The following is a 26,565-nucleotide window of genomic DNA, read 5'->3' on the forward strand; positions in this document are numbered from 1 at the left end:
ACCAGCCCCAAGGCTGGTCTTTTGAGTATGATTAATTGTCTGTTTCTACGAATCGTCCTAGGATGTGGACATTTTCAGATACAGAGACAAAGGCTGTTGGATCGACCTGTTTCATGATGTGTTTAAAATCATTAAACTCTGCTCGCGTGATAACAGTGATCAAGACTGCTTTTCTCTCATGATTATAGGTTCCTTCTGCATCGTGGATCATGGTTGCTCCACGGTGCAATTTTTTATGGATTTTTGCGATTACCTTGTCAGGATTATTGGTCACAATCATGGCCTGCATGCGTTTCTGCTTGGTAAAGACCGCGTCTGTCACACGGCTCGATACAAAAATGGTGATCATAGAGTAAAGGGCGTATTTCCAACCAAAGGTCAGACCTGCTATCAGCATAATCATCCCATTTACCAAGAAAGAAATACTACCAACATTCTTACCCGTTTTCTTTCGAATGGTGAGACTGACGATATCTGTACCTCCGCTAGAAATATTGTTACGGAGCGCAAAACCAATCCCCAAGCCCATGACAACACCCCCAAAAAGAGCATTGATGATGGGATCCTCTGTCAAGGCCACAACTGGCACAAGCTGGATAAAGAGGGAACTCATGGATACTGTGATAAAGGTAAAGATTGTAAACTTATGCCCAATCTGATACCAAGCCAAAATCATCAACGGAAAATTGATGGCATAAAAGGTCAGCGATATCGGAATATAAAAACCAAACCAGTGATTACTCAAAGCAGAGATAATCTGTGCCAAACCCGTCGCACCACTGGAGTAAACGTGTCCTGGTTGAAAAAAGAAATTGACTGCTACTGCTGACAAAAAGCCATAAACCAGAGAAGCCGATACTTTCTCATCATATTTTTCCCGAGAGATACTTTGTAAAACTCGTAAGATTTTTATCTGATAAGCAAAGCGGCGCAGATAATAGCGCCACCGCTTAATTTGTTTTGCTTGTTTCATCTTCTTCTACTTGTAAGCTGAGTTCCTCTAGTTGTTTGAGAGCGACTGTTGAAGGAGCTTGTGTCATTGGGTCAGTTGCCTTGTTGTTCTTAGGAAAGGCAATGACTTCACGGATATTTTCTTCTCCTGCAAGCAACATGACAAAACGGTCAAGACCAATAGCCAAACCACCGTGTGGTGGGAAACCATAATCCATGGCTTCAAGAAGGAAACCAAACTGGTCATTGGCTTCTTCCGCTGAGAAACCAAGAGCCTTGAACATGCGTTCTTGGAGTTCTTTTTGGTTGATACGAAGACTACCACCACCAAGTTCGTAACCGTTCAAGACGATATCGTAAGCAATGGCACGAACCTTAGCCAAATCACCTTCTAATTCGTGAACTGTCTCTTCCTGTGGAAGAGTGAATGGATGGTGGGCGCTCATGTAACGACCTTCTTCTTCAGACCATTCAAACATTGGCCAGTCAACCACCCAAAGGAAATTGAATTTATCGTTATCAATCAAGCCAAGTTCTTTAGCAATACGTCCACGAAGGGCGCCTAGTGTTGCATTGGCCACTTCAAGCGTATCCGCTACAAATAGAACCAAATCCTTATCTTCAAGACCAAGTGCTGCAGTCAATTCTCCTTGGATACCCGTCAAAAACTTGGCAACCGGTCCATTTAATTCTCCATCAACTACCTTGACCCAAGCAAGACCTTTGGCACCGTACTGTTTGGCTACTTCGGTCATCTTGTCGATGTCTTTACGTGAGTAGTTGTCCGCAGCTCCTTTGACTACAATGGCTTTAACAGCAGGTGCTTCTGAGAAGACTTTAAAATCAACACCTTTTACCACTTCTGTCAAGTCCTGAAGCAACATATCAAAACGGGTATCTGGCTTATCAGAACCGTAAAGAGCCATCGCATCATCGTACTTCATACGAGGAAATGGAAGCGTTACTTCGATGCCTTTTGTTTCTTTCATCACGCGCGCAATCAAGCCTTCTGTGATATCTTGGATTTCTTGCTCACTAAGGAATGACGTTTCCAAGTCGACCTGGGTAAACTCAGGCTGACGGTCTCCACGCAAGTCCTCGTCACGGAAACATTTAACGATTTGGTAATAGCGGTCAAATCCAGCATTCATCAAGAGCTGTTTGGTAATCTGTGGACTTTGAGGAAGAGCATAGAAATGTCCTTTGTTGACACGAGATGGCACCAAATAGTCACGCGCCCCTTCTGGTGTTGACTTAGAAAGGAATGGCGTCTCCACATCAATAAACTCCAACTCATCCAAGTAGTTACGGATAGAATGAGTCACCTTGGCACGAAGCTTGAGATTTTCCAACATCTCTGGACGACGAAGGTCAAGGTAACGGTAACGCAAACGCGTATCGTCATTGGCCTCAATCCCATCCTTAATCTCAAATGGCGTTGTTTTAGCTGTATTAAGCACTGTCAAAGCTGTCACGTTCAACTCAACCGCACCAGTCGGCAATTTATCATTGGCTTGCTCACGCGCAGCGACTTGTCCAGTCACCTCGATAACAAATTCGCTACGAAGGCTTTCAGCTGTTGCCATAACCTCTGCAGATACTTTTTCAGGGTTGATAACCAACTGCATGATTCCTTCACGATCACGAAGGTCGATAAAGATCAAACCACCAAGGTCACGACGACGGCCAACCCATCCTTTCAAGGTAATTTCTTGTCCGATATGTTCCTCACGAACACGACCAGCATACATACTACGTTTCATGTTTTCTCTCCTCTTTTATTCTGTTACTATTTTACCATAAAAGCGCAGGCTCTTCATGAAAATCAGCAGAAAAGTTTGATTCCCTTTAGAAATCAAAACGAACAGACAAAAAATCCGATGAAAACGTCATCGGATTCTCTGATTATGATTCTTAACCTTTTTTACGCTTTTCAGCAATCTCAGCTGCCTTTTTAGGTAGAACAATCTCCGTCGCATAAGCCGAAGCAAAACGCAAGACACCTGCAATAGGCGCAAAGACAACTGCTAGATAGTTGTAAAAGAAATCGCCTCTAAAGGCATAGGCAAGTGCCCCGATGATAAAGAAGAGAACGACCGCCTGTATCACTGCTAATAAAATTACTCGTTTCATGTGACCTCCTGACTCTATTATAGCATGAGTATCATCAAAAAGCCGATTAAATTATTCAAAGCGTGGAGAGAAATGCTATAAAGAAGACCTTTTCGGCTCACATAAGCCAGACCCAAACTCAATCCCAGACTGGCATAAACTAAAAACTGTTGCAAAGTTCCTGGAAAATGAATCAAGGCAAAAAGCACACTTGATACGAGGAGAAATAGAGCTGTCTGTTTGCTATTGTTCTGCTTAGGAAAAAGATAACGCGCCAGCATCCCTCTAAAAATGAGTTCTTCCGTCAGAGGAGCAAAGACTACCACCATAAAGAAACCAAATACAGGCTGTGCGACTGTCAGTTGTGATACGATTTGTTGATTGACCGACGGATCTTCTGGCAAAAAGAACTGGGCTGTAATCGCCACTAGCAAAACCAGAGTTGGCAACCAAATATAACGATTAAAAACCGTCGTCTGGATGCTAACCTTTTCTGTCTGATACCATCTGTAAACTCCATAAACATAGGCTCCTGACAGGACGATATAAAGTGGCAAGACTCCAAAGATCGAAGCCCCTAGGTCAAGCGCTGATAAAGCCATACTCTGAACCATTCCATAGCCAAAGAAAAAGGATAGAACAGCTAGAAGAAACCAGCCAAGATTTTTAAATAATTTCATAAAAGGCTCCTATTTGAAATAGCGTTTTACCATAGGTAACTGCATCACATTGATATAAATATGGACCGCTCCTACAAGCAAGAAGGCTAGTAGCTGAATTTCTCCTGTCAGTAAGGAAAAGAGAGCAATTAGAATGTAGAGACCTGGCAAGACATATTGGTTTAATTGGAATAAAATCTGAAAACTCTGTTCCAAATTAGCCTGACGCTCCCCTTCATCATAAGAATTGATATAGTCCAAGAGATCCTTTGGTGTAGAGAAAAATGCCAAATCAAACTGACGAACAATCGAAATGGTTTTATAAAGATATTTTTGAGCATTGAAAACCAATACTAATGCCAAAAAAGAAAGAGATAAGGTTAGATTGCTTCTATTTAGTGCAATCCCTTCACTTACTGAAGTGAAGAGAGCCAATAAAATCGCTACGTTTGTAATATTAAAAGCAATGTTACCAAACTCAAGATTCCGATACATTTGCACATAATAGCTTTCATTCAGATCATCATCCATTTCCTCTTGATACAAGGAGTGAAATCTTCTGCTTTTCTTTAGGAAATTGAAAGTCAAAAACATACTAATGAAACCTAACAGTAAACAAATAGATGATATCCATGGAATCACGGTTTTGACATCTAAAATGATTTCGTATTTTTCGGTATAGGCCTTAAACATCCCTACAAAACCGCCCAAGAAACCTCCCAAAACAACAGACATTAAAAATAATAATAATCCACGTTTCTTTTTCTTTTTCATATTCATCCTCTTTCTAAACTAAACCAATCCAACTAACCACTGACCAAATGCTTTCCCTGATTCATAAATAGCTGTTAAGCCTTCTGTTCCAAGTGACACCAAAATCAAACAAACAGAAAGTAAGAGAATAGCTTGATTTCTAGCTTTTTTTGCTCCATCTCCCAAGGGTTCATTCCCAAGCCAACCTGCTAGATAGGCATAGAGAGTTACTGTTATAATCCCAATCTCTGTCGAAGAGAGAAATAACAAGACTGTCACCAAACGAACGATATTGGCTTGAATGTTAAAATAATTTGCTAAACCTGCACAAACACCCGCAAGTTCTTTGTGCTCAGTATCGACTTGAAAACCTGCTAAAAACTCTCTCATGATTTTTCTCCTTTTTCAACCTTTTTGAATTTTATTTTTCTCTCTACCCATCTAAAGACTAATAGTAAAACTATGTTAATCCAGAAGAGATATTTGCTTTCAACAATTGTAAACCAACCAAATAGGCTTCCGATCATAGCCAAAAAATTAACGATAAACACAACTATAGATAGATAATAAATCACTTTATACTTATTCATTCCTCATCCTCCTCTATACGAAATACCGACTCGACTGGCTCATGGAATATCTGAGCAATCTTCAGGGCAATGACGATGGATGGGGTGTACTCATCCCGTTCTAGCAGACTGATGGTTTGCCTGGACACGCCAGCTAGCTTGGCAAGTTCGGTCTGATTAAGACCATCGCGAGCCCGAAGCTCTTTTAAACGATTTTTAAGCATTCCTTTCTCCTTTACTCTTAACTTGCTTATATTGTAACACATCTTTTTCTTTTTGACAAGTATATTTGTCAAAAAGTTTATGATTTTTGTCATTTTGCAAAAGAAAAAGGTCAGGAGTAAGATCCTGACCAGTTTATCTGTCATTAAAAGCCCAATTTTTCAAAGATTTCTGAGAAGTTTTGGCTGATTGCCTCAAGTGACACTTGAACTTCTTCTCGGGTTTGGTTGTTCTTAACCGTCACTTGTCCGCTTTCGACTTCGCTCTCTCCTAGGGTGATGAGGGTCTTAGCCGCAAAGGCATCGGCTGACTTGAACTGAGCTTTGAGTTTACGGTTGAGATAATCACGCTCTGCTTTGAATCCTTGTTGGCGAAGGGCTTGTACCAATTCCAAGGCCTTAACATTTGCGCCTTCACCCAAGACTGCGATATAGACATCTAGGGCGTTTTCGATAGGGAGGGCCACACCTTGCTTTTCAAGGATGAGAAGCAGGCGCTCTACACCAAGTCCAAAACCAAATCCAGCAGTTTCAGGACCACCAAAGTAAGCAACCAAACCATCGTAACGACCACCCGCACAGACTGTCAAATCATTGCCCTCAATCTCTGTGATAAATTCAAAAATCGTGTGGTTGTAATAATCCAGACCGCGCACCATATTGGTATCGATGATGTAATCTACTCCAAGATTTTCCAACATCTGACGGACAGCATCAAAGTGAGCTTGACTTTCTTCATCAAGGAAGTCCAAGATAGACGGCGCATTCTCTACTGCCACCTTGTCTTCTTTTTCCTTAGAGTCCAAGACACGGAGAGGATTTTCCTCCAAACGACGTTGGCTATCCTTAGACAAGGTCTCCTTGAGCGGTGTCAAATAGTCGATCAAGGCTTGACGGTAGGCTGCACGGCTCTCAGGGTTTCCGAGAGTGTTAAGGTGCAATTTGACACCTTGAATGCCGATTTCTTTCAAGAAATGGGCTGCCATAGCGATCGTTTCTACATCGGTAGCTGGATTGCTTGAGCCAAAACACTCAACACCAATCTGGTGGAACTGACGCAAACGACCTGCTTGCGGACGCTCATAACGGAACATTGGGCCCATGTAGTAGAACTTACTTGGCTTTTGCACTTCTGGGGCGAAAAGTTTATTTTCCACATAAGAACGGACAACGGGCGCAGTTCCTTCAGGACGAAGAGTGATATGGCGGTCTCCCTTATCGTAAAAGTCGTACATTTCCTTGGTTACGATATCAGTTGTGTCCCCGACAGAGCGACTGATAACCTCGTAATGCTCAAAAATAGGCGTGCGCACTTCTGCGTAGTTATAGCGCTTGAAAATTTCACGGGCAAAGCCCTCAACGTACTGCCACTTGGCAGACTCAGCAGGCAAGATATCCTGCGTTCCTTTTGGTTTTTGTAATTTCATAGGGTGTCCTCTTTTAACTTAATAGTCTTATTTTACCATAAATAGAGGGATTAAAACAGTGAGAAAAAATTAGGATTCAAATATCATTTTTGAGATTAAGACTTGTCAAAAGGATAGCCAGCAAAGAAAGACCAACAAATAAGATCCAAGTTAACTGCATATTCCATACAGCTACAAGTGAAAAACAAGCTGTTCCCACAGGTATGGATAAGGTAAACAATAAACCTAAAAAATTACTTGTGCGAGCTAGAACCTCTGGAGCTAGATTTTTCATGAGCATGGCACTAATCTTTGGGGACACTTTACCAGACACATACAGAGTTAGAAAGAGGAATAGCAAACCAAGCACGACTTGATTGAATACGTTAGCCAGACCAATTAGAGTAAGCCCTACGGTAGCCCACATCATCAATCTAGGCAAGGACTGCTTCCCAAAATAATCATTACCCGTAAGGCTACTGATGATGACTGCTACTAAAACACAGGCTTGATTGATAAATAGTGCCTCTGTGTAAGAAAAATTCAAGAGTGAATGGTTTAAAAAGAAGATATTATAAATTCCACCCAAAGCGCCACCCAAGGCATTGATCAGCAAGATAGCAAAGAGCATAAAACCAAAGTTTTTCTGTCCACTTTTAAGAAAAACGAGACGTAAATTTCGGTAAATTGTTAGGAGCTGCTCTTTGATAGATAACTTCTCATTTTTTAGTGATTCACCATCAGCAGATGAAATCGACAGGCTTAATTTGCTTTTTCCTAAAAAGAGAATAGCGGCTGATACTAGGAAAAAACAGGCATTGATCCCCGCAACGAGAGAAAAATTATTGACCGATAGCCCTAAGAGCCAGACTCCGAAAGCTTGGCCACCAATAGCTGAAATATAGGTGATAAACTGGGAAAAAGAATAAGCCTCCATCAAATCATTTTCAGCTACCTTTTCCTTAATAAGAGGCATGCGCAAACCACCAGCAAAATCACTGATTATATCACTAATGACATTGATTAAACACAGGCTAGAAAAGGCAAATAAACTAGCTTGCTGAACAACTAAAGCTGCTAGAAAAAATAAAACTGCCTGAAACAAACCGCTATAGACCATCCATTTGACCTTGTCCCTCGTGTAATCTGCCCGAATCCCTACAAAAACTGTAAAGAGAGTCGGAAGAATCATCACAATATTTGCTACAGCAACCGCAAAAGATGCTTGTGGCAAGGTCGATGCATAGACGATAAATACCAGGTTAAAAATCGAAGCACCAAAAGCATTGAAGAATCGTGACAAAGTCAACAGTCGATAAGCTTGATTTCTAAACAATAATTTCATAGATAATCTCCCTTCTTGTTCTAATCTCTATATGAAGTATGACTATAGTATAGCACTTATGAATTAGCGAAAAAATTTTTTGAATATATGCAACACACAAAATAAGCAAAAAAAACGATAGAACTCCTTTAATGACCTGAAAGAGGTCTGGAGTTCTATCGCTTCAAATTTTAAATCATTTTCTTAATTTGCAGATATTCAACAATCAGGCGTGTTTTTATAGTATTCGGCAGATTTGTTACAGCCAAGCATCTCAAAAATACGGACAGCATCTTCCATCTTTTTTTGTCCTTCCTTGACTCTGCCCTGCTTGCTATCAAGGAGACCTTCCGCCCACAAATAGACAATTCGGAAATAGGTCTCGTTTTCCTTGTAGAAATGCTCTTCGATAACACTTTTAAAATAATAGGCATTGGTAAATTCTTCACACTCAATGCTGGCTAAAAAACCATTCAGTAGCATGGTGTGAATTAGGTGCCGATTTCCCTTCATTTCCATTAGAAAATCAGATTTTCGGACCATTTCTCGTACATATCTAGTAAAAAGAGGAACAGATAAGAGTGGGGAACTAACTGAGAACAAATTGAGTTCATAGTTCCCCCAAATCTCGGTAGAAAACAGGTAATCATGAAGGACTTCCCCTTCCTCTGTTGTCAACTCTACCGTTTCATCCATGCTCTTCATATAAGACTTGATCATAATGGCATTTAGAATATGTTTCTGTTTGTTTTGAGAATTATCATACTTTTGATACTCCTTGCGATACAAGTCCTCGAGAGGTGCTATGTTCTTTGGATCCAAGATATCTGTGATTTCTTTTCTCAACTCAGAATCTGTATCATACTGAAAACCTCTCGCCAGAAAGAGAATTTCCTCTACACTCGCAGATATATTTTCTAGGGCAAACAGAAACTTTCCCACCGAAAGTTCACTCTGACCTGTTTCAAATCGGGACAACATGGACGGCGAAAATTGTCCCCCAGTTGCTTGTCTCAGCGAGATATTTCTTGACTCTCGTAATTGTCTAAAGACTTTTCCAATCTGCTCCATAGACTTCCCCTTAATTGAGTATTTTCTTCATTTTATCATATTTTTCAGAAAATTCATCAAAAACTTGCCAAATTGTCAGAATTATGAGAAAATAGAGGATATTTATCACGTGGAGGGACTGTTATGAGAGACGATATCAAAATCAATGACCGCGCTTTGGCCTTACAAGACCAAATTATCGAAAAACTAGAGAAGGTTTTTGATACAGATGTGGAATTGGATGTGTACAATCTGGGGCTGATTTATGAAATCAATCTGGATGAAACGGGTCTCTGTAAAATTGTCATGACTTTCACGGACACTGCCTGCGATTGTGCCGAAAGTTTGCCTATCGAAATCGTCGCAGGTCTGAAACAAATCGAGGGTATCGAAGATGTCAAGGTTGAAGTTACCTGGTCGCCTGCCTGGAAGATTACACGAATCAGTCGCTACGGCCGCATTGCCCTTGGACTGCCACCTCGTTAAGCAGGCAAATCACTTTTGAAGAAGATGAAAAAAAGCAAGCCAAAATGGCTTGCTTTTTGATACTCAATGAAAATCAAAGAGCAAACTAGGAAACTAGCCGCAGGCTGTACTTGAGTACGGCAAGGCGACGTTGACGTGGTTTGAATTTGATTTTCGAAGAGTATGAGTTTATTTTTTACCTGACTTGTCCATATTCCAGAAGTCTGTCACGGCCCCGCGTGAAGCAGATGATACGATATGGGCATATTTACCGAGGACACCACGGCTGTAAAGTGGTGGCAAGGTTGTTTCTGCCTTGCGTTTTTCAAGTTCTTCTTCGGATACGGCCATAGAAATTTCTTTGGTATCTTGGTCAACCGTAACGATATCACCTGTACGAAGGTAAGCAATCGGTCCACCATCCTGAGCTTCAGGGGCGATATGTCCAACAACCAGACCATAAGTACCACCTGAGAAACGGCCATCCGTCAAGAGGGCAACCTTGTCTCCTTGACCTTTACCAACGATCATGGATGAAAGTGACAGCATCTCAGGCATACCAGGACCACCCTTAGGTCCAACGAAACGGACAACGACAACATCGCCATCAACGATTTCATCTGTCAGAACAGCCTGGATAGCATCTTCTTCTGAGTCAAAGACCTTAGCTGGTCCAACGTGACGACGCACTTTAACACCTGATACTTTAGCAACCGCGCCATCAGGGGCAAGGTTCCCGTTCAAGATAATCAATGGTCCGTCTGCACGTTTTGGATTTTCCAGTGGCATGATGACTTTTTGACCTGGTGTGAGGTCTGCAAAGTCGGTCAAGTTTTCAGCGACAGTCTTACCAGTACATGTAATGCGGTCTCCGTGAAGGAAACCATTTGCCAACAGGTACTTCATAACCGCAGGGACACCACCGACTTCGTAGAGATCTTGGAAGACATACTGACCAGAAGGTTTCAAGTCGGCCAAGTGAGGTACACGCTCTTGGATTGTATTGAAGTCCTCAAGTGACAAGTCAACATTAGCCGCATGGGCAATGGCAAGCAAGTGAAGAGTGGCATTGGTTGACCCACCGAGAGCCATGGTTACTGTAATGGCATCTTCAAAAGCTTCACGAGTCAAGATATCTGATGGTTTGAGACCGAGTTCCAGCATCTTGACAACAGCTCGTCCTGCTGCTTCGATATCTTCTTTCTTGTCAGCTGATTCAGCTGGGTGAGATGAAGATCCTGGCAAACTCATACCGAGAACTTCGATAGCAGTCGCCATGGTATTAGCTGTATACATACCACCACAGCCACCAGGGCCAGGGCAGGCATTACATTCAAGACGCTTCACGTCCTCAGCTGTCATGTCACCATGGTTCCACTTACCGATTCCTTCAAAGACAGAAACCAAGTCGATGTCTTTACCATCTAACTTTCCGGGTGCAATGGTACCACCATAGGCGAAAATAGCTGGAATATCCATATTAGCAATGGCAATCATGGAACCAGGCATGTTCTTGTCACAACCACCGATAGCGACAAAGGCATCGACGTTGTGGCCCCCCATAGCAGCTTCGATAGAATCCGCAATAATATCACGAGATGTTAGAGAGAAGCGCATACCAGGCGTTCCCATGGCAATCCCGTCCGCTACGGTAATGGTACCAAACTGAACAGGCCAAGCGCCCGCAGATTTGACACCCTCTTTCGCCAATTTCCCAAAATCATGCAAGTGAATGTTACATGGTGTATTTTCCGCCCAAGTCGAAATCACTCCCACAATCGGTGTTTCAAAGTCCTTATCTGTCATACCAGTCGCACGAAGCATAGCACGGTTTGGTGATTTAACCATGCTGTCATAAATGCTACTGCGGTGACGTTTATCTAATTCAGTCATCTTGTCCCTCCCGTTTCAATTTTTACTATTATAGCACATTTTAAAGGCAATGAACAGAAGAAAATTCTTGAATTTTCAGAAAATTCTATACAGTAATATTTTCTTTAAAGATGTTACATTTATTTCTTGACTTTATAAATTAAAGTGATATCATTTAGATATCACAAAAACAGGAGGTCATTCTTATGACTGAAAAACTCATCAATTCAAAACCAAATGGTGTGTTCGCATTGATTCTCATTGAGTTGACACTCGTACTTGGTATCTTTATATTTATAATGGGTGCTGGTTCGGAAAACGTTTTTGGAATTATTATCGGACTTTTATTAAGCTTAATTGCAGGCCTAGCTCATGCTGGTTTAAAAGTTGTCAAACCTCAGGAAGCTCTGGTTCTGACACTCTTTGGTAACTATACAGGCACCATCAAAGAACCTGGTTTTTACTTTGTCAATCCCTTCAGCGTAGCAGTTAACCCTGCAAACCACACTCGACTTGGACAAAGTGGGGACGTTAGCACGAAATCTCCTTTTTCAGGGATGAAATCATCAAATGGCAATGATGTAAATCTTGAAATTGGCAAGAAACAGATTTCTCTCAAGGTTATGACTTTGAGCAATTCCCGTCAAAAGATTAACGATTGCTTAGGTAACCCTGTTGAAATCGGAATTGCGGTAACTTGGAGAGTTGTCGATACCGCTAAGGCAGTCTTCAACGTTGACAACTACAAAGAATATCTTTCATTACAATGTGATAGCGCCCTCCGTAATATTGTCCGCATCTATCCTTACGATGTGTCTCCTAATGTAGATACTACAGGGGATGGACAAGCAGATGAAGGAAGCCTCCGCGGTTCTAGTGAGATTGTAGCTAAACGTATTCGTGAAGAAATTCAAAGTCGTGTTGAAGATGCTGGCTTGGAAATCCTTGAAGCCCGAATCACTTACCTAGCTTATGCGCCAGAAATTGCTGCCGTCATGCTTCAACATCAACAAGCATCAGCCATTATTGATGCCCGTAAGATGATTGTAGACGGAGCGGTAGGAATGGTTGAAATGGCCCTAGAACGTCTCAATGAAGGAGAATTGGTAGAGCTTGACGAAGAACGAAAAGCTGCCATGGTTTCAAATCTCCTAGTCGTTCTCTGTGGTAATCATGATGCACAACCAATTGTCAACGCAGGAAGTCTTTACTAAAGATGGCTGAAGCTAAAAAAAAGCAGATCCCCCTTCGACTCTCGAATAAGTTATATGCTGCACTCGCATCATGGGCAGAAGATGACTTCCGATCAGTTAACGGGCAAATTGAATATCTTCTCACCGAATGCGTCAAACAACGAAAGAAAGATGGGAAGTACGTCTCAGAAACCATTGACGAACCATTCGAGATTGATATTTAAGACCTTCTCCTGTCTGCTGGCTCGGACGGGAGAATTTTTTCATCTTTTTTTGTCAAGTAACTTTACTTTACAAAAAAAATGTGTTATCCTAGTATGGTTGATGAAAATCACTAGATTGAATCGAATTTAAATACCTAAAGGAGAAAACAAAATGGCAGTACCTGCACGTCGCACTTCAAAAGCGAAGAAAAACAAACGTCGTACACACTACAAAGTAACAGCTCCATCTGTAAACTTTGACGAAACTACTGGAGATTACTCACGTTCTCACCGCGTATCACTTAAAGGATACTACAAAGGACGTAAAATCGCTAAAGCTGCATCAGCTGAATAATAGAAGGGAGATACCATGCGCGTAAATATTACACTTGAACACAAAGAATCTGGTGAACGCTTGTACCTTACTTCTAAAAACAAACGTAACACTCCAGACCGTCTTCAATTGAAGAAATACTCACCAAAACTTCGCAAACACGTTGTGTTTACAGAGGTTAAATAATTGAGTAAACTAAAAGCCTTTGAAATCAGCATTTCAAAGGCTTTTTAATTTTCGTAAAATAACTGAAATTTGATCCGCACCCTGAAAGTTAGAAATTTTTTGTCTAGCTTTTCGAGTACGGTTCATTTGTACGAGAGATTTATTAATTTTATATCAATTCAATGACTTCTGAGCTACCGAAAAGTTGATTACGGTGTTTATTTTTTACTCGCCATGCATTTCCATGATTTTTCCCTTCATACTTCCCTTCTTTAGAAGTATAGCCGCGCCAATCATAAGTTACAACTCCCAATTTAATTAAGGATATAAATGTCATAAATTGAGGGGAACGAGTCAACTCTGCTTCTGTGTATTTAAACTCAGCAATGTCACCATTCATCTTGCTTTCCGCTTTTACCCAAAGCGTGGCAGGATGTTTTAAGTGTAGCTCTTTTTCTAAATCTTCAAAATACCAATAAGCCACCCTTTGAGAGGTATCATTTTCATGTCTACGAATTTCTACAGTTCTATCGCTTTCATTTACATCCAAATAAAAATTTTGATTATTTTGAGGTGACATCTCAGACCCGATGGTGATATATAAACTATTCATGCCGGGATGCTTGTCAGATTCATATCCATACAACCTCGCAAACGCTGAAACCCGATTACGATCATTAGATTCAAATTCTGCTACAGGCGTACCTTCAAACTTTGGACGTAATGTAAATAAAGTATCAAGTGTTTTTGAAGTCTTAGACTTTAGTTCAATCAAATCTTCAAAGTCTGCTTTTTGGCTATTATTAGTCTTAATTCCTAGTAAATTCTCAAGTGTGTCACCAGCATCTTTAGGAGAAATTTTCCCTATTCCTTTAGAATTAGGGTGATAACCCTTAGAAGCAATCTCTTTTACCTTAGGAATTAATCTAGAAAGTGCTTCTTTAATTTTATCCTGTCCGAAAATTTTGGCTAAATCTTCATCTGACAAGTTCCCCCTAGAGACATTAATATTAATAACCCGTCTGCTACTTGGATCTACAGATATGTACATCAAGTCGCCAGAATGGAAACTTCTTTTAAATTGGCGCCCATAAATCCAAAATCTTTCATCCCCTCGAGCATTAGCACGATAGCATGACATCTTTGTTTCAAATTTTTCTTCACCAATATACAGCATTGCATCCAACTTTTTCTTCTCACCATTTTGGAGTGATTGATAGTCCATTAAGCCATACTTTTTAAGAATATCCTGAACGAATACGTTGGCATCTATTATGCTTTTAGATAGCATTGTATCCGTTAGGCGAATAACTGTGTATTCTCTTTCATTATATTTGTGGATTTGTTCAATAAATTGTAGTTCGTCTTGATAAGGTTCAAAAAGCATATTAATACCTATCTAAACATTTCAGATATAGAAATATTTAGTCCTTCCGCAATTTTTAATAATGTTTCTACCCGAGGATTTCTTGTTTTAAAATTTAACAAGTCACTTATTGTTGATTCACTCAATCCAGTTGTTATTTTTAAAGAATAACGTGGATTGTTTTTAATTTCGAGTTGGACTCTATTCACAAAATTTCTTAAGTAATAATCTGTTCCCAGAGTATTAACTAAGTCATTATTAAACATATAATCTCCATAATAGTTTTTTGTTTTTCTATCAAATATTGAAGGAAAATCAATGTCTAATGCTTTGCAAACAGCCACAACGAGATCCAATCTCGTTTTACTATTATTATGATAGGAGAACAACTTCTGAATTGAGTTTCTTGAATAACCTGTTTTTTCAGCCAATTCTTTATGAGTAAATTGCTTAATCGTTTTAATGCGATTAAGATTTTCAATAGCTATTTTCATTTTTAAACCTCGGGTGATTTATATATCTATATTACCTTTAAAACAACTTTATTAATTCGGATAAGTTGTCTTTTTTAAGGGTTTTTAATTCGGATAAGTTGTCTTTTTTAACTGGTTATATTCAACAAGTTAAAAAATATCTGCAATTAATAATCTAAATAATCGTATTTTTTGCGAATAAATAAGTATAGAAATTACTCAATACTTCATCCTGGACTTGAATAATTATTTCTGATATAATATTAGAAAGAAAGCGAGAAATTTAAAAATGCCATATGCAATTGATTTATTCTGTGGTGCTGGAGGTTTTAGTGAAGGAATCTTACAGGCTGGATTCGATATACTTTTTTCTAGCGATAGAAGCCCTATGGTGCAAGAAACCTACGTTAATAGACACCAACAACTTGGTCTTGAAGAAGGAGTTGATACCCACTTTGAACTAGCAGATATCAAAGAATTAACTTCTGAACGTATTTTTGAAGTGATAAATAACTTAAGGTACGGAAATATTTTTAAACCCGGCGATATAGATGTCATTTTCGGAGGACCACCTTGTCAAGGTTTTAGCCGTCTTGGAAAACGAGATGCAAGCGATCCAAGGAATATGCTTTTTCATGAATACTTAAGGATTATTCGTGATATTCGCCCTAAATATGTCGTTATGGAAAATGTAACTGGTATTCTAGATATGCTTATGCTTGATTTCCCAAGTGTAGTTAGAGATGAATCATATTTAGGACAAAATTTAGTCAAAGAGATCCTCGAAAAGGAACTACAAGAACTCGGATACTCTCTACTTGATGTTCAAGTATTAAATGCAGCCAATTTCGGAGTACCACAACAGAGAAATCGAGTAGTCTTTTTAGCATATAGAAATGACGTTCACCCTCTTGATTATCCTGAGTCAAATAAACTACCAGAAGTAACTGTAAGACAAGCTTTAAATGGTTTATATGATACCAAAAACAACGACAATTTATCTGAATTTGCTCGGAATCGAATACAAGGTGAAACACCTACAATAGCAGGAAAAAATATTCCGCGAAAACGAATTACAAACATGGAAAAATCCAGACACGATATACTGGTTTCTCAAAGATTCTCTTTGTATAAACCTGGTGAAAACACTCGTGCAGTGATTAATCGACTTAAATCAGAAGGAATAAATCTCCGTGATACTTGCCCAGAATTATTTAACGAAAGTCTATTTCAAGTTAACCTAGCTATTAATACGAAAGCTATTCACGATACACTCATGGAGCTTAAGCTATTCAATGATAATTTCAAGGCCAGTCGTTGGTTGCACTTCACCAATCGTCAATTGGCCATATTATCTAGTCTAATAAATAATGAGCACGAAATTACTAAAGTTCTAAAATCACTTGCTAATAGGTTAAACACCACTCTGGAGCAGGCGAATACTTTCTGGGAAACAGTGCAGCCATTGCTAAATAGAGAATACGATGCAGATGCTTTCCATCACTTACTTATGAATGGCGAAATTACTGATAAGATTGGAGAGGCAATTCTAACAAGAAAATCAATACGAACCAGACTTAATCCTGATTCCATATCACCTACTATTGTCACTTTACCTGATGATTTTATTCACCCTTATTTCGATAGAGTCCTTACAGTCAGAGAAATGGCTAGATTACAGTCTTTTGATGATAGCTTTGAATTCCTAGGGAAAAGAACTACTGGTGGAGACAAACGTTCTCAAGAAACTCCTCAATTCACTCAAGTAGGGAACGCTGTCCCTCCTTTATTAGCTAGAGCAGTAGCCTTAAAAGTTAAAGAAGCAATAGAAACGAATTAATTCACTATGAAATATAAACAGACTAGTTCAATTCTTAAATTTGCTAGTCTGTTTATTCTTATTGAAAAAAATTTCATAGTTTACCGAAGTTAAATAAGCACACCTAACTCAAAAAGCCTTACTGGGCGTTTTTTGCTTTATTGGTTAGCGATCTATAGTTTTTCAGGAGAGATTTATGGCATTTTATCTTTGGATGTTCCCGCTACTCTTTATCTTTCACGATATGGAAGAAATTATCGGTCTTGTCCCTTGGATTCATCTCAACGAAACCTTGATGGTTCAAAAGGCTCCAGCTATTCTCACGATTCACAAAGGAATTACAACAGAGGGATTTGCCCTTGCTGTTTTTGAGGAGTTTATCATTGTCTTATCCATCACTTTATTAGCGTATTTTAGTCAATCTAGAGCGCTCGAATTAGTTTGGTTAGGAGGATTTGTGGCCTTTGCACTCCATCTCTTGCTCCATATTGGACAATCAATTCTTCTCCGTAAGTATATCCCTGCTCTCATCACTTCTATCCTTTGTTTTCCTATCAGTGCTTATTTGATTACAGACATTGTACATTTGTGGCGAGTTTCGACTAGCGAATTTTTCCTATTTTCACTAGTTGGCTCAGGCATCGTCGTCATCAATCTCCTATTTGCTCTCTGGCTCGGGAAAAAGTATTCCACCTGGCTCATCCATTACCATTAACAAAAGTTCCTTGCAATTTCAATTTGCAGGAAATTTTTTTATCCTCCTTCACAGTTAAGAAGTGTTCTATAGTTTTTTAAGGCAAAGCAAAAAGCCCACTGTTGTAGGCTTTCTGTAAGATATTTTAAAATTAAAGCATTTTGTTGTAGAATTCAACGACAAGTGCCTCGTTGATTTCTGGGTTGATTTCGTCGCGTTCTGGCAAGCGAGTCAATGAACCTTCCAATTTTTCAGCGTCGAATGATACGAATGCTGGACGTCCAAGAGTAGCTTCTACTGCTTCAAGGATTGCTGGAACTTTCAATGATTTTTCACGAACTGAGATTACTTGACCTGGAGTTACACGGTATGATGGGATATCAACGCGTTTTCCGTCAACAAGGATGTGACCGTGGTTTACGAATTGACGAGCTTGACGACGAGTAGTCGCAAGACCAAGACGGTAAACAACGTTATCCAAACGACGTTCCAAAAGAAGCATGAAGTTGAAACCTAGGATTCCGCCTTTGATTTTTGTTGCTTGTACGAACAAGTTACGGAATTGTTTTTCACCTACACCGTAAGTGAAGCGAAGTTTTTGTTTTTCAGCCAATTGCAAACCGTATTCTGACAATTTAGAACGGTTGTTTGGTCCGTGTTGTCCTGGTACGTAGTTACGACGTGCCAATTCTTTACCTGTACCTGTAAGTGAAAGGCCAAGGCGACGAGCTTGTTTCCAAGATGGTCCTGTATAACGTGACATGTGTATGTCCTCCTGATATAAATAATATTTCGGTGGAAATAGTCACTTAGAAAGCCCTGATTCGTGCAGATGCCCTTCGCCTAAACAGCCAAGGTTACTTGTTATAAGACGCCTGTTGACGAGCTTCATGCTTTCCTGCTGCTATTTCACACAAAGGCTATTGTACCATGAAAAGCTAGATTTGTAAAGAGATTTTACGCCTTTATTTCAAATTGAGGCTGAATGTAAACTTGCTTCCTAAGCCATATTGACTTTCTGCTGTGATTTCGCCACCAAGCTGATGGGCTAGTTCTCGTGCAATCGCAAGTCCTAATCCATGCCCACCTGTCTTCATATTGCGCGAAGTTTCTACACGATAAAGTCGTTTAAAGATCTTTTCCAAATCCTCAGGATGAATCCCCTGACCCTCGTCTTTCACACTGATTGTCAGCTCTTGTTCTGTTAATTGGGCAAGAACCTCGATTCTGGTTCCTGGTTCTGAATATTTAAAGGCATTGTTTAACAAATTGACCAGAATGCGAGAAAGTTTGTCAGAATGGCTCTTGATTTTCGCTGACTCAGGTGATACTTGAATGTAAACATCCCGCTCCTCTTGTTCAATCTGGAGTTGAAATTCACTCATTGACTCAATCAACAACTGATCTAAAAAGACCTCTTCGACTTCTTCATCAGCAGTATCTTGAGGTTGTGTGTTAAGAGTCAAAACATCCAATTCCTCTACTAGCTTGTTTAGACGCTCAGTTTGCCGACCAATCGTGGTTAAGTAGTGGAGTCGTTCCTCTTCCTTGATCACTCCATCTAGAATTCCCTCCACAGTAACCTGAATGGAGGTAATGGGAGTTTTAATATCGTGAGAAAGCTGCGCAATCATCATTCTCTTTTCTTGCTCGCTCTCATCAAGTGATTGAAAGGTGGCTTGCAAATTGTGGGACATGTCATTAAAAGCCTGGCCCAGCTCTTGAAATTCTAATGGGCCTTTGGTTTCGATTTCTGTGCTGAAATCCTTGCTTGCTATATCCTGAGCTTGTTTTTTCAAATGTTTCAGAGAAGAGAACACAGGCGACAAAAGAAAGATGCTCACTGCAGCGCCAATGAAACTAGCAATCAAGGTCATTCCAACTAGAAAGTAAACTTCACTTTTCTCAATCAACATTCGTTGGACTGCCCAGAAAACGACCAAAATCGTTAGTAGAGTCGACACTAGATACCCCACTAAAATATAGTTTTTTAATTTCATTTTCTACCTCTTGGTTTTTCCATCTTATAGCCCAAACCCCAGACAGTTTTGATAGCAGGAGCATTTGAATTTGTATACTTGGTCAACTCTTGCCTCAAAGCATGGATATGAACATTGAGTGTATTGGTATCATCCACATAGTCCTCTTGCCATACCTTCTCGTAAAGTTCCGTCTTTGAAAAGACTCTCTCAGGATTGCTGGCTAATACCCATAGAAGTTCAAAGGATTTCACGGTCAATTCCAAAGGTTGATCCCCAATGCGAACCTCATGAGTCACATGGTTGATTACCAAGTCACCAAACTCGATCTGTTCTGTCTCTCTTCCACGGCTAAGGCGACGCAAGATATTATTTACTCTTAAAACCAATTCGCGTGGGCTAAAGGGTTTGACTATAAAATCATCTGCCCCCAAACTTAATCCATAAATCTTATCCTGTTCGCTTGTCTTAGCAGTTGTAAAGAGGAAGGGTTGATCCGGAGCGATATACTGAACTTCACTGATAAAATCATAACCATCCATATTGGGCATCATGATATCTGTAATAATGAGGTCGATAGATTTTTTTCTGAAAAGTTCTAATCCCTCCTTACCATCATGGGCGACCAAAACATCGTAACCTGCCTGTATAAGATAGCGGTTTTGAATATCTAGAATATCTATCTCATCATCAACCAGCAAAATTGTCTTTTTCATCCGACACTCCTTCGATAAAAACAGTGTTATACTTGCTTTAGTATAACACTATTTTCCCTAATGTTTAAGTGATTTGAATCTTAATCTTCTCGTTTGGTTGTCAAACCCAAAAGTCCAACAAGACCTGCCAAGGCTAGACCAAAGATACCAAGGCCAGCTGTAGCCGTTTTAGCTTCCCCAGTATTTGGTAGCATCGCTTTATCATCTTTTTTCATCATATTAGCCATTGGGCTAGAAGCTGGTTGATCGACCCTCATATCTGACATATGGTGATTTGTACCCATCATACCCTCAGTCTTACCTGTAGAGCCTGTTTCAGAAGGCTTCGTATTCATCTGATCTGGTTGAGATGGTGTTGTCGCCATTTCTTTTCCACGAAGTCGAATCGTTACTTGACGAGTAGCAATCAGATTGGTCAAATCAGGTTTGCCATCTTTAGAACCATAGACCTTAACAGTAGCTTGGTAAGTGTGAGTGCCATTGGCACGAAGTTGATCTAGAAGGGCTTGTCCTTCTTTGCCTGTCGTGTTGCCATTCAAATCCACTTCGTAGAAATATTGGCCTTTAGCCAAGCCTTCAAGTGGCAATAGAGCAGGATTTTTAGCTGTTCCGTTGTCTGACCATGGGGCTTTGTCTGAGGCTTTTAACAAGAGGCGAGTCAACATACCATCTCCACCAAAAGCTTCGTATGGAATAACTTGGTTGACACCGGCCAAGAAAGGTCCAGGAACCTTAGCCTTATCAAGGTAGCTAGCTGGAACATCAATCATGTCTTTGATATTGTTAACAACAGACTCTTTAACCTGACTTGGTGTGGTTAAACCATTCAAATTAACAGTCAAATCTTTAGTTGCTACCAGATTAGTTAAGTCAGGCTTGCCATCTTTCGCACCGTACACCTTGATGGTTGCCTTATAACTTTGAGTTCCATTTTGTTTCAAGAGGTCAAGCAACTCTTTATCTGATTTTCCTTGGGTGCCTGCCAAGTCTACTTCGTAGAAGTAAAGACCTTTGCCCAATTTCTCTACTGGTGGGAGAGCTGGATTTTTAGCTGAGCCGTTGTCTGACCATGGGGCTTTATCTGAGGCTTTTAACAAGAGGCGAGTCAACATACCATCTCCACCAAAAGCTTCGTATGGAATAACTTGGTTGACACCAGCTGTAAATGGACCTGGGAAATTAGCTCTATCCAAGTAAGAAGCTGGGACATCTACTGTATCTTTGGTGTTGTCGGCCACACCTTTTTGCACTTCAGCTGGGGTGGTCAAGCCATTCAAATTAACAGTCAAATCTTTAGTCGCTACCAGATTAGTCAAATCGGCCTTGCCATCTTTCGCACCGTACACCTTGATGGTAGCTTTATAACTTTGTGTACCGTTTTGTTTTAAGAGGTCAAGTAGCTCTTTATCTGATTTTCCTTGAGTACCGGCCAAGTCTACTTCATAGAAGTAGAGACCTTTGCCCAATTTCTCTACTGGCGGAAGGGCCGGATTTTTGGCTGAACCATTGTCTGACCATGGGGCTTTGTCTGAGGCTTTTAACAAGAGGCGAGTCAACATACCATCTCCACCAAAAGCTTCGTATGGAATAACTTGGTTGACACCGGCTGTAAATGGTCCTGGGAAATTGGCTTTGTCAAGGTAGCTAGCTGGAACATCTACTGTGTCTTTGGTGTTGTCGGCTACGCCTTTTTGGACTTCAGCTGGAGTGGTCGCTGATTTCGCTTCACTGGCTTCACGGTCTTGTCCAGAAACTGTAGACGCAGGACTTTCCACAGGTTTAACTGCATCTTCTGTTTGTTTCTTAGAGTCAGGTTGTGCTTGCACTTCTTCTTTTGGTGCTACTACCGGGTCTTTAGCAGTTGCGTCCACTTTTTCCGAAGAGTTTGTAGTATCCAAACTTGCTTTAGGTGTTGGAACAGACTGTTCTGAAGGAAGAGCTACATCAACTGCTTTCTTGAGAACCTCTGCTGGTAAGTCGCTCTTTTCACTCACTGAAGCAGCGTCTGGTACGACTTGGGCAGGAGTCGGATTGACGACATCGGCACGTACAGAACTTGGCTGACCAACTAGGACAAAGAAGCCACTAGCCACAACAACTGAGGCAACACCGACACTAAGACGGCGAATAGACCAACGAGTATATCTTTGATTTGGATTGAATTTCATAGGATTCTCCTTAGAGTTTTTCTTTATTTGATGACTCTAGTATAATCTCCTAAAATTAAAAAGGATTAAGAAAAAGTTAAAATTTTTCTTAAATCCCTCTTATAAAATACTTATATTGACTCGTTAATTATTTGGAAAGAGAGCACTCCTTCCTCCCCTACTCACTAAGATCTGTTAGAGTATCCAAATGTTGGTTATTAATCACCGCCATGATATAGGCGCCTGACCGTAAAAGGTCATCGGGACCGAATTGGACATCCAGAGGAGCATTTTCGTAGGCACGAAAACCTAGTACGTTGAGGTTGTATTTCCCACGTAAATCTAGCTGGCTAAGGCTTTTCCCCGCCCAAGATTGGGGGATTCTCATCTCGACAATTGAAACATTCTTGTCCAACTGAAAGACATCTACGCTGTTATGAAAGAGAATTCTCTGCGCTAACGAACGTCCCATTTCAAATTCCGGTGAGATGACCGAGTCCGCACCAATTTTCTCCAGTACCTTTTTAGCCATGTGACTTTTTACCTTGGCAATGACGGTCGGTACCCCTAGACTTTTACAGTGCATGACTGCAAGAACACTGGATTCTAGATTTTCCCCCGTTGCGACAACCACGGTATCGCAGGTGTCAATCCCAGCTGATAGAAGGAGTTCTTCATCCGTGATATCTCCAACAACCCCACGCGCCAGCACGGGTTCAAATTGATTAATGCGCTCCTCGTGGTCATCAATGGCAATGATATTCATATGATGCTTGGCAAGAGCAACCAAAACACTACTCCCAAAAATTCCCAAGCCTAAAATTCCAATCGTCCGATCTGACATCGTTTTTCCTTTCTTATCCGATAGTGATATCTGCTTTCATATAGTGAATCAAATCTTTCTTGTCTGGCTTATATTCTGCTAAACTTACCAGTAGTGTCAAGGGGCCAATACGGCCGATAAACATCAACAACATAACGATACTGAGGGCTAACTTACCTAACTCTGGTGTTAAATTTGCCGTTACCCCAACAGTTGCAAGGGCTGAAATGGTTTCAAACATGAGGTAGATAAAGCGCGGATTTCCTTCTGCTGTTATCCCTAGCAGAATCAAGCCCAGCAAGAAAGTCAGCAAGAAGATAATAAAGACACTGAAAGATTTTTGCACGGTTCGGGGTTCAATGGTCCTCCGAGCTACATTGGCATGAGGCAAGCCCAATAATTCACTGCGAGCAAAGACCAACAAGACAAAGAAGGTCGTAATCTTGAGCCCCCCTGCTGTCCCTCCAGGTGCCCCTCCCAGAAACATCTGCAAGATGTAGATCAGTAAGGTAACTGGTCGAGCTTGGGTGTAGTCAATAGAGGCAAAGCCTGCTGTCCTCATACTGACAGTCTGGAAAAAGCTAACCAGCAGTTTCTCTGGGACGCTGAGATTCCCAATCGTCCCAGGATTGTTCCACTCAATTAAGAGAGTCGATACTGTTCCAAAGAGCAAAATTCCCGTTGTTAGAAAGAGAACCAGCTTGGTATGGAAACGCAAGCGCCGTTTTTTCTTTTTCCCAAACTGGGTCGCTAGGTCAAACCAGACCATAAATCCTAGACCACCCGTTATAATCAAGCCTGCAATCACTAGATTGATCAAAGGGTCCGTCTGAAAGACTGCTAAACTCGTACTTCCAAAATTATCAAATCCAGCATTACAGAAAGCTGAAACAGCCAAAAAGATAGAGGTTAACATCCCTCGCCCCCAGCCAAATTCAGGAATAAAGCGGAAACTCAAGAGAAAGGCACCGATTCCTTCCACCAGAAAAGTCGTCAAAAAGATCGAGCGGATGAAGTCCTTTAGAGACTGAGTTTCCCCATAAGCAAAACTTTCTTGAATAGTCTCACGGCCACGAAGACTGAGCTTTTGCTTGCCTTGAATATAAAAGATTCCGATAAAGGTCATGAGCCCCAAACCACCGATCTGGATCAAAATCATACAGATCAACTGGCCCCAGATATTGTAAGTAGAGGCTACCGGCTGGGTAAAGAGCCCTGTCACACAGACCATAGACACAGTCGTAAAGAGATGGTCAAAGTAGGCCGCTTGTGACGTTTCTGCTTGCACAAAGGGGAGACTTAAAAGGAGAGAACCCAAGAAGATTACTAGGGCAAAACTTAAAAAGATGCGACGGGCTGGCGATAAACGTCCCAATGTCGTCTTGATTTTTTCCAAAAAAGAGTTGAATAGCATAACTACATTCTACCATAAAAACAGTAAGAATACTCACATGTGGTGCACAATGGCAATACAGAGTTCGAGGGCCTTATCAAAAGCTTCTGCGCCCCAGTCACGACTGTCGTAGTTATCTAGATTCGCTAAGGAATCTGCGGTAAAGAGCAACTCTCCCCAGACAATCCCACGTAGCTGGGCTACTGCCGCAAGAGCAGAGCACTCCATCTCCACAACAGCACAGCCTTCTTCCTTACGATAGGCAACCTTTTCAGCTGTCTCTCGGTAAAAACCATCTGTCGTTCAGGTCATAACTTCCTCATAGGGAATGCCTCTTTGCTCCAAGACTTACTCAATGGCAGAAACAGCCTCAATCTGCATCTCCATATAACGAGAAGGTGCTACATAGTGGTAGCTGGTCCCCTCATCTCGCAGAGCGCAAATAGGGATGAGAAAAGCATTCTCCTCTATATCGGCTAGTACGCCACAGGTTCCAGTGGAGATGATTTGCTCTACACCATAGCCAATCAACCAATCCATAAACTGGGCCGCTGGGGCAGAACCAACGGGCGCCTGGGTCAGACAGATCTCCTCACCCTTGTAGTTGACGACATAGACTGGATAAGTCTTGGTGGCAGAAACGAACTCACCAACACAGTCCGCTCCTGCTTCCTGAGCGTAGCGGTCAATCTCTTCCTCCAAAAATGCATAGATGCATTTCTTTGGCAACTTTAAGTCCAATCCCTCATGTGTTGGCATAAGGACCGCCTGGGGATTGTCATCAAACTCCAAAATGGGAATCGCATGTTTCTGAATCATAGCCCACCTCCTCTAATTTTGTACTATTGTATCAAAAGCTGGCGAAGTGTCAAGGAGGAGTCTTTAGCAAGCCAGAAATCTCCTCTTCCATACACTTGAGAAATCGTTGCACCGCTGGAGAAGTCGGTTTCTGTTTTGGCAAAGCCAGGCCCAGCGAGACAAACCGTGGTGGGGTTAGAGGTAACTGCACTACATCTTCTTTCCAATCTTGTGCGATCATAGCCTGATTAAAACTCACTCCTAAACCTTCTTTTACTAACTGATAGGTCGTAAAGCCGTCTTTTGTTGTAAACCGTGTTTTTAAATTTAGATTTTCTTTCTCAATTAATCTATCCTGGTCTGTATCTTGCCCAGGCAAGGTATGTATAAACTCCTCTGCCTCCAAATCCTTTATCTCGTATTGAGCTTGTCTAGCCTTAGGATGATTTTTGGGGAGCCAAACAAGAAGTGGGTCCCGATAGAGTTCTTCCCAACTATAGTTCGTCTTGTCTTGAGGTTCTGCACATAAACAGATGTCGACAGATTTTTCTGCCAACCACTTAGCAATTTCCTTATTCCCACCCTCCAGCAACTTGATCTGGATATTGGGATAGCTTTCTGAAAAAACTTTTAAAAGACGAGGCATCCACATAGAGGATACACTAAAGTAACAGGCAATGGTGATGGAACCACGAACGACTCCTTTGATATCATCGCTCATCTCTTGCGCAATCTGACTGGATTCAACGATTTCCCTGAAATAAGGCAACATCAATTTCCCATTCTCAGTCAAACGAACTCCTTTTTTACTGCGAATAAACAAGGAAAATTCTAATTCCTCTTCCAAACTGGAAATCATTCTCGTGATTCCTGACTGAGTATAATTGAGTTGTTCTGCTGCGGCTGAAAAAGAACCTGTTTCACTGGCAATTAGAACTGCCTGACACTTACTTGCATCCATTTCCCACTCCTTTTCTTTTATCCATTCCATTTTATCATAGTTTACATGATTTTTTGACGTTTGTGTAATGAATTTATTTCTTGTACAATGAATGTATCAATCAAGAAAGAGGTTTCTTA

Annotated in this window: 28 protein-coding genes and 1 pseudogene; 7 read left to right on the forward strand and 22 right to left on the reverse strand. The window is 40.8% G+C overall.

Annotated elements, in window-relative coordinates:
* Positions 1–31: 31 nt before the first annotated feature.
* From B7725_RS01485 to B7725_RS01535, 11 genes are all read right to left on the reverse strand, one after another.
* Positions 32–973 (reverse strand): YitT family protein, encoded by a 942-nt coding sequence (locus B7725_RS01485; protein ID WP_061588505.1) that lies wholly within the window; start codon positions 971–973, stop codon positions 32–34.
* The gene (gene aspS / locus B7725_RS01490; RefSeq protein WP_084874252.1) at positions 951–2,714 is read right to left on the reverse strand and encodes an aspartate--tRNA ligase; all 1,764 of its coding nucleotides are present in this window, start codon (positions 2,712–2,714) and stop codon (positions 951–953) included. Before aspS ends, B7725_RS01485 begins: the two co-directional genes overlap by 23 nt.
* Before the next feature lie 151 nt (positions 2,715–2,865).
* Entirely contained in the window at positions 2,866–3,084 is a 219-nt protein-coding gene (locus tag B7725_RS01495) for a hypothetical protein (RefSeq protein ID WP_084874253.1), read from the reverse strand.
* Between the two features lie 17 nt (positions 3,085–3,101).
* Positions 3,102–3,743, reverse strand: a complete 642-nt coding sequence (locus tag B7725_RS01500) for a CPBP family intramembrane glutamic endopeptidase (RefSeq protein ID WP_084874254.1) — start codon at positions 3,741–3,743, stop codon at positions 3,102–3,104.
* Positions 3,744–3,752: 9 nt separating this feature from the next.
* On the reverse strand, positions 3,753–4,496 hold the full coding sequence (locus B7725_RS01505; protein ID WP_162278991.1) for a DUF3169 family protein: 744 nt from the start codon (positions 4,494–4,496) through the stop codon (positions 3,753–3,755).
* Positions 4,497–4,514: 18 nt separating this feature from the next.
* Complete coding sequence (locus tag B7725_RS01510) at positions 4,515–4,865, reverse strand: PspC domain-containing protein (protein ID WP_001206593.1); 351 nt, start codon at positions 4,863–4,865, stop codon at positions 4,515–4,517.
* Entirely contained in the window at positions 4,862–5,065 is a 204-nt protein-coding gene (locus tag B7725_RS01515; protein ID WP_001046115.1) for a hypothetical protein, read from the reverse strand. Before B7725_RS01515 ends, B7725_RS01510 begins: the two co-directional genes overlap by 4 nt.
* The gene (locus B7725_RS09750; protein WP_000916943.1) at positions 5,062–5,268 is read right to left on the reverse strand and encodes a helix-turn-helix transcriptional regulator; all 207 of its coding nucleotides are present in this window, start codon (positions 5,266–5,268) and stop codon (positions 5,062–5,064) included. The genes B7725_RS01515 and B7725_RS09750 overlap by 4 nt, the downstream gene beginning before the upstream one ends.
* A gap of 143 nt (positions 5,269–5,411) precedes the next feature.
* Positions 5,412–6,692: a histidine--tRNA ligase gene (hisS, locus tag B7725_RS01525; RefSeq protein ID WP_084874257.1), complete on the reverse strand. Its 1,281-nt coding sequence runs from the start codon at positions 6,690–6,692 to the stop codon at positions 5,412–5,414.
* Positions 6,693–6,768: 76 nt separating this feature from the next.
* Positions 6,769–8,016 carry an MFS transporter gene (locus B7725_RS01530; protein WP_084874258.1) on the reverse strand — a complete coding sequence of 416 codons (1,248 nt, stop codon included), beginning with the start codon at positions 8,014–8,016 and terminating at the stop codon, positions 6,769–6,771.
* A gap of 198 nt (positions 8,017–8,214) precedes the next feature.
* The gene (locus tag B7725_RS01535; protein WP_084874259.1) at positions 8,215–9,066 is read right to left on the reverse strand and encodes a helix-turn-helix domain-containing protein; all 852 of its coding nucleotides are present in this window, start codon (positions 9,064–9,066) and stop codon (positions 8,215–8,217) included.
* Between the two features lie 123 nt (positions 9,067–9,189).
* On the opposite strand from B7725_RS01535, the gene B7725_RS01540 reads away from it, so the two are divergent.
* Positions 9,190–9,531: a metal-sulfur cluster assembly factor gene (locus tag B7725_RS01540; RefSeq protein ID WP_001204052.1), complete on the forward strand. Its 342-nt coding sequence runs from the start codon at positions 9,190–9,192 to the stop codon at positions 9,529–9,531.
* A gap of 168 nt (positions 9,532–9,699) precedes the next feature.
* Here the strand turns inward: B7725_RS01540 and ilvD are convergent, their stop codons facing one another.
* Positions 9,700–11,403, reverse strand: coding sequence for a dihydroxy-acid dehydratase (ilvD, locus tag B7725_RS01550; protein WP_084874260.1), 1,704 nt, complete (start codon positions 11,401–11,403; stop codon positions 9,700–9,702).
* Positions 11,404–11,588: 185 nt separating this feature from the next.
* On the opposite strand from ilvD, the gene B7725_RS01555 reads away from it, so the two are divergent.
* The 4 genes from B7725_RS01555 to rpmG all read left to right on the forward strand — a co-directional run bounded on the left by B7725_RS01555 (position 11,589) and on the right by rpmG (position 13,298).
* Positions 11,589–12,596: an SPFH domain-containing protein gene (locus tag B7725_RS01555; protein WP_084874261.1), complete on the forward strand. Its 1,008-nt coding sequence runs from the start codon at positions 11,589–11,591 to the stop codon at positions 12,594–12,596.
* 2 nt (positions 12,597–12,598) lie between these two features.
* Positions 12,599–12,799: a type II toxin-antitoxin system antitoxin gene (locus B7725_RS01560; protein WP_000796543.1), complete on the forward strand. Its 201-nt coding sequence runs from the start codon at positions 12,599–12,601 to the stop codon at positions 12,797–12,799.
* A 151-nt stretch (positions 12,800–12,950) separates the two neighbouring features.
* Entirely contained in the window at positions 12,951–13,133 is a 183-nt protein-coding gene (gene rpmF / locus B7725_RS01565) for a 50S ribosomal protein L32 (protein WP_000290417.1), read from the forward strand.
* Positions 13,134–13,148: 15 nt separating this feature from the next.
* A complete protein-coding gene (gene rpmG, locus B7725_RS01570; RefSeq protein ID WP_001265622.1) occupies positions 13,149–13,298 on the forward strand; it encodes a 50S ribosomal protein L33 in 150 nt (49 codons plus the stop codon).
* 148 nt (positions 13,299–13,446) lie between these two features.
* Here rpmG and B7725_RS01575 read toward each other — a convergent pair whose 3' ends face one another.
* On the reverse strand, positions 13,447–14,664 hold the full coding sequence (locus tag B7725_RS01575) for an MvaI/BcnI family restriction endonuclease (protein ID WP_084874262.1): 1,218 nt from the start codon (positions 14,662–14,664) through the stop codon (positions 13,447–13,449).
* An 8-nt stretch (positions 14,665–14,672) separates the two neighbouring features.
* Positions 14,673–15,137 carry a helix-turn-helix transcriptional regulator gene (locus B7725_RS01580; protein ID WP_084874263.1) on the reverse strand — a complete coding sequence of 155 codons (465 nt, stop codon included), beginning with the start codon at positions 15,135–15,137 and terminating at the stop codon, positions 14,673–14,675.
* 268 nt (positions 15,138–15,405) lie between these two features.
* Here B7725_RS01580 and B7725_RS01585 point away from each other — a divergent pair, with 268 nt between their 5' ends.
* Complete coding sequence (locus B7725_RS01585) at positions 15,406–16,956, forward strand: DNA cytosine methyltransferase (protein WP_084874264.1); 1,551 nt, start codon at positions 15,406–15,408, stop codon at positions 16,954–16,956.
* A gap of 175 nt (positions 16,957–17,131) precedes the next feature.
* A complete protein-coding gene (locus tag B7725_RS01590; protein WP_084874265.1) occupies positions 17,132–17,650 on the forward strand; it encodes an HXXEE domain-containing protein in 519 nt (172 codons plus the stop codon).
* A 130-nt stretch (positions 17,651–17,780) separates the two neighbouring features.
* Here the strand turns inward: B7725_RS01590 and rpsD are convergent, their stop codons facing one another.
* From rpsD to B7725_RS01630, 8 genes and pseudogenes are all read right to left on the reverse strand, one after another.
* Positions 17,781–18,392, reverse strand: a complete 612-nt coding sequence (gene rpsD, locus B7725_RS01595; RefSeq protein WP_000092756.1) for a 30S ribosomal protein S4 — start codon at positions 18,390–18,392, stop codon at positions 17,781–17,783.
* A 202-nt stretch (positions 18,393–18,594) separates the two neighbouring features.
* Positions 18,595–19,629, reverse strand: a complete 1,035-nt coding sequence (locus B7725_RS01600; protein ID WP_000769394.1) for a sensor histidine kinase — start codon at positions 19,627–19,629, stop codon at positions 18,595–18,597.
* Positions 19,626–20,324, reverse strand: coding sequence for a response regulator transcription factor (locus B7725_RS01605; RefSeq protein WP_000751227.1), 699 nt, complete (start codon positions 20,322–20,324; stop codon positions 19,626–19,628). The genes B7725_RS01600 and B7725_RS01605 overlap by 4 nt, the downstream gene beginning before the upstream one ends.
* A gap of 80 nt (positions 20,325–20,404) precedes the next feature.
* Positions 20,405–22,492 carry an SSURE domain-containing protein gene (locus B7725_RS01610; protein WP_084874266.1) on the reverse strand — a complete coding sequence of 696 codons (2,088 nt, stop codon included), beginning with the start codon at positions 22,490–22,492 and terminating at the stop codon, positions 20,405–20,407.
* A 157-nt stretch (positions 22,493–22,649) separates the two neighbouring features.
* Entirely contained in the window at positions 22,650–23,315 is a 666-nt protein-coding gene (locus B7725_RS01615; RefSeq protein ID WP_084874267.1) for a potassium channel family protein, read from the reverse strand.
* A 13-nt stretch (positions 23,316–23,328) separates the two neighbouring features.
* Positions 23,329–24,708, reverse strand: coding sequence for a TrkH family potassium uptake protein (locus tag B7725_RS01620; protein WP_084874268.1), 1,380 nt, complete (start codon positions 24,706–24,708; stop codon positions 23,329–23,331).
* Between the two features lie 33 nt (positions 24,709–24,741).
* Positions 24,742–25,506: pseudogene (locus B7725_RS01625) on the reverse strand (nucleoside phosphorylase).
* Between the two features lie 49 nt (positions 25,507–25,555).
* Positions 25,556–26,446: a LysR family transcriptional regulator gene (locus tag B7725_RS01630; RefSeq protein ID WP_084874269.1), complete on the reverse strand. Its 891-nt coding sequence runs from the start codon at positions 26,444–26,446 to the stop codon at positions 25,556–25,558.
* Positions 26,447–26,565: the final 119 nt, after the last annotated feature.

It is taken from the genome of Streptococcus oralis subsp. tigurinus, from assembly GCF_002096275.1.
Classification (GTDB): Bacteria; Bacillota; Bacilli; order Lactobacillales; family Streptococcaceae; genus Streptococcus; species Streptococcus oralis_CN.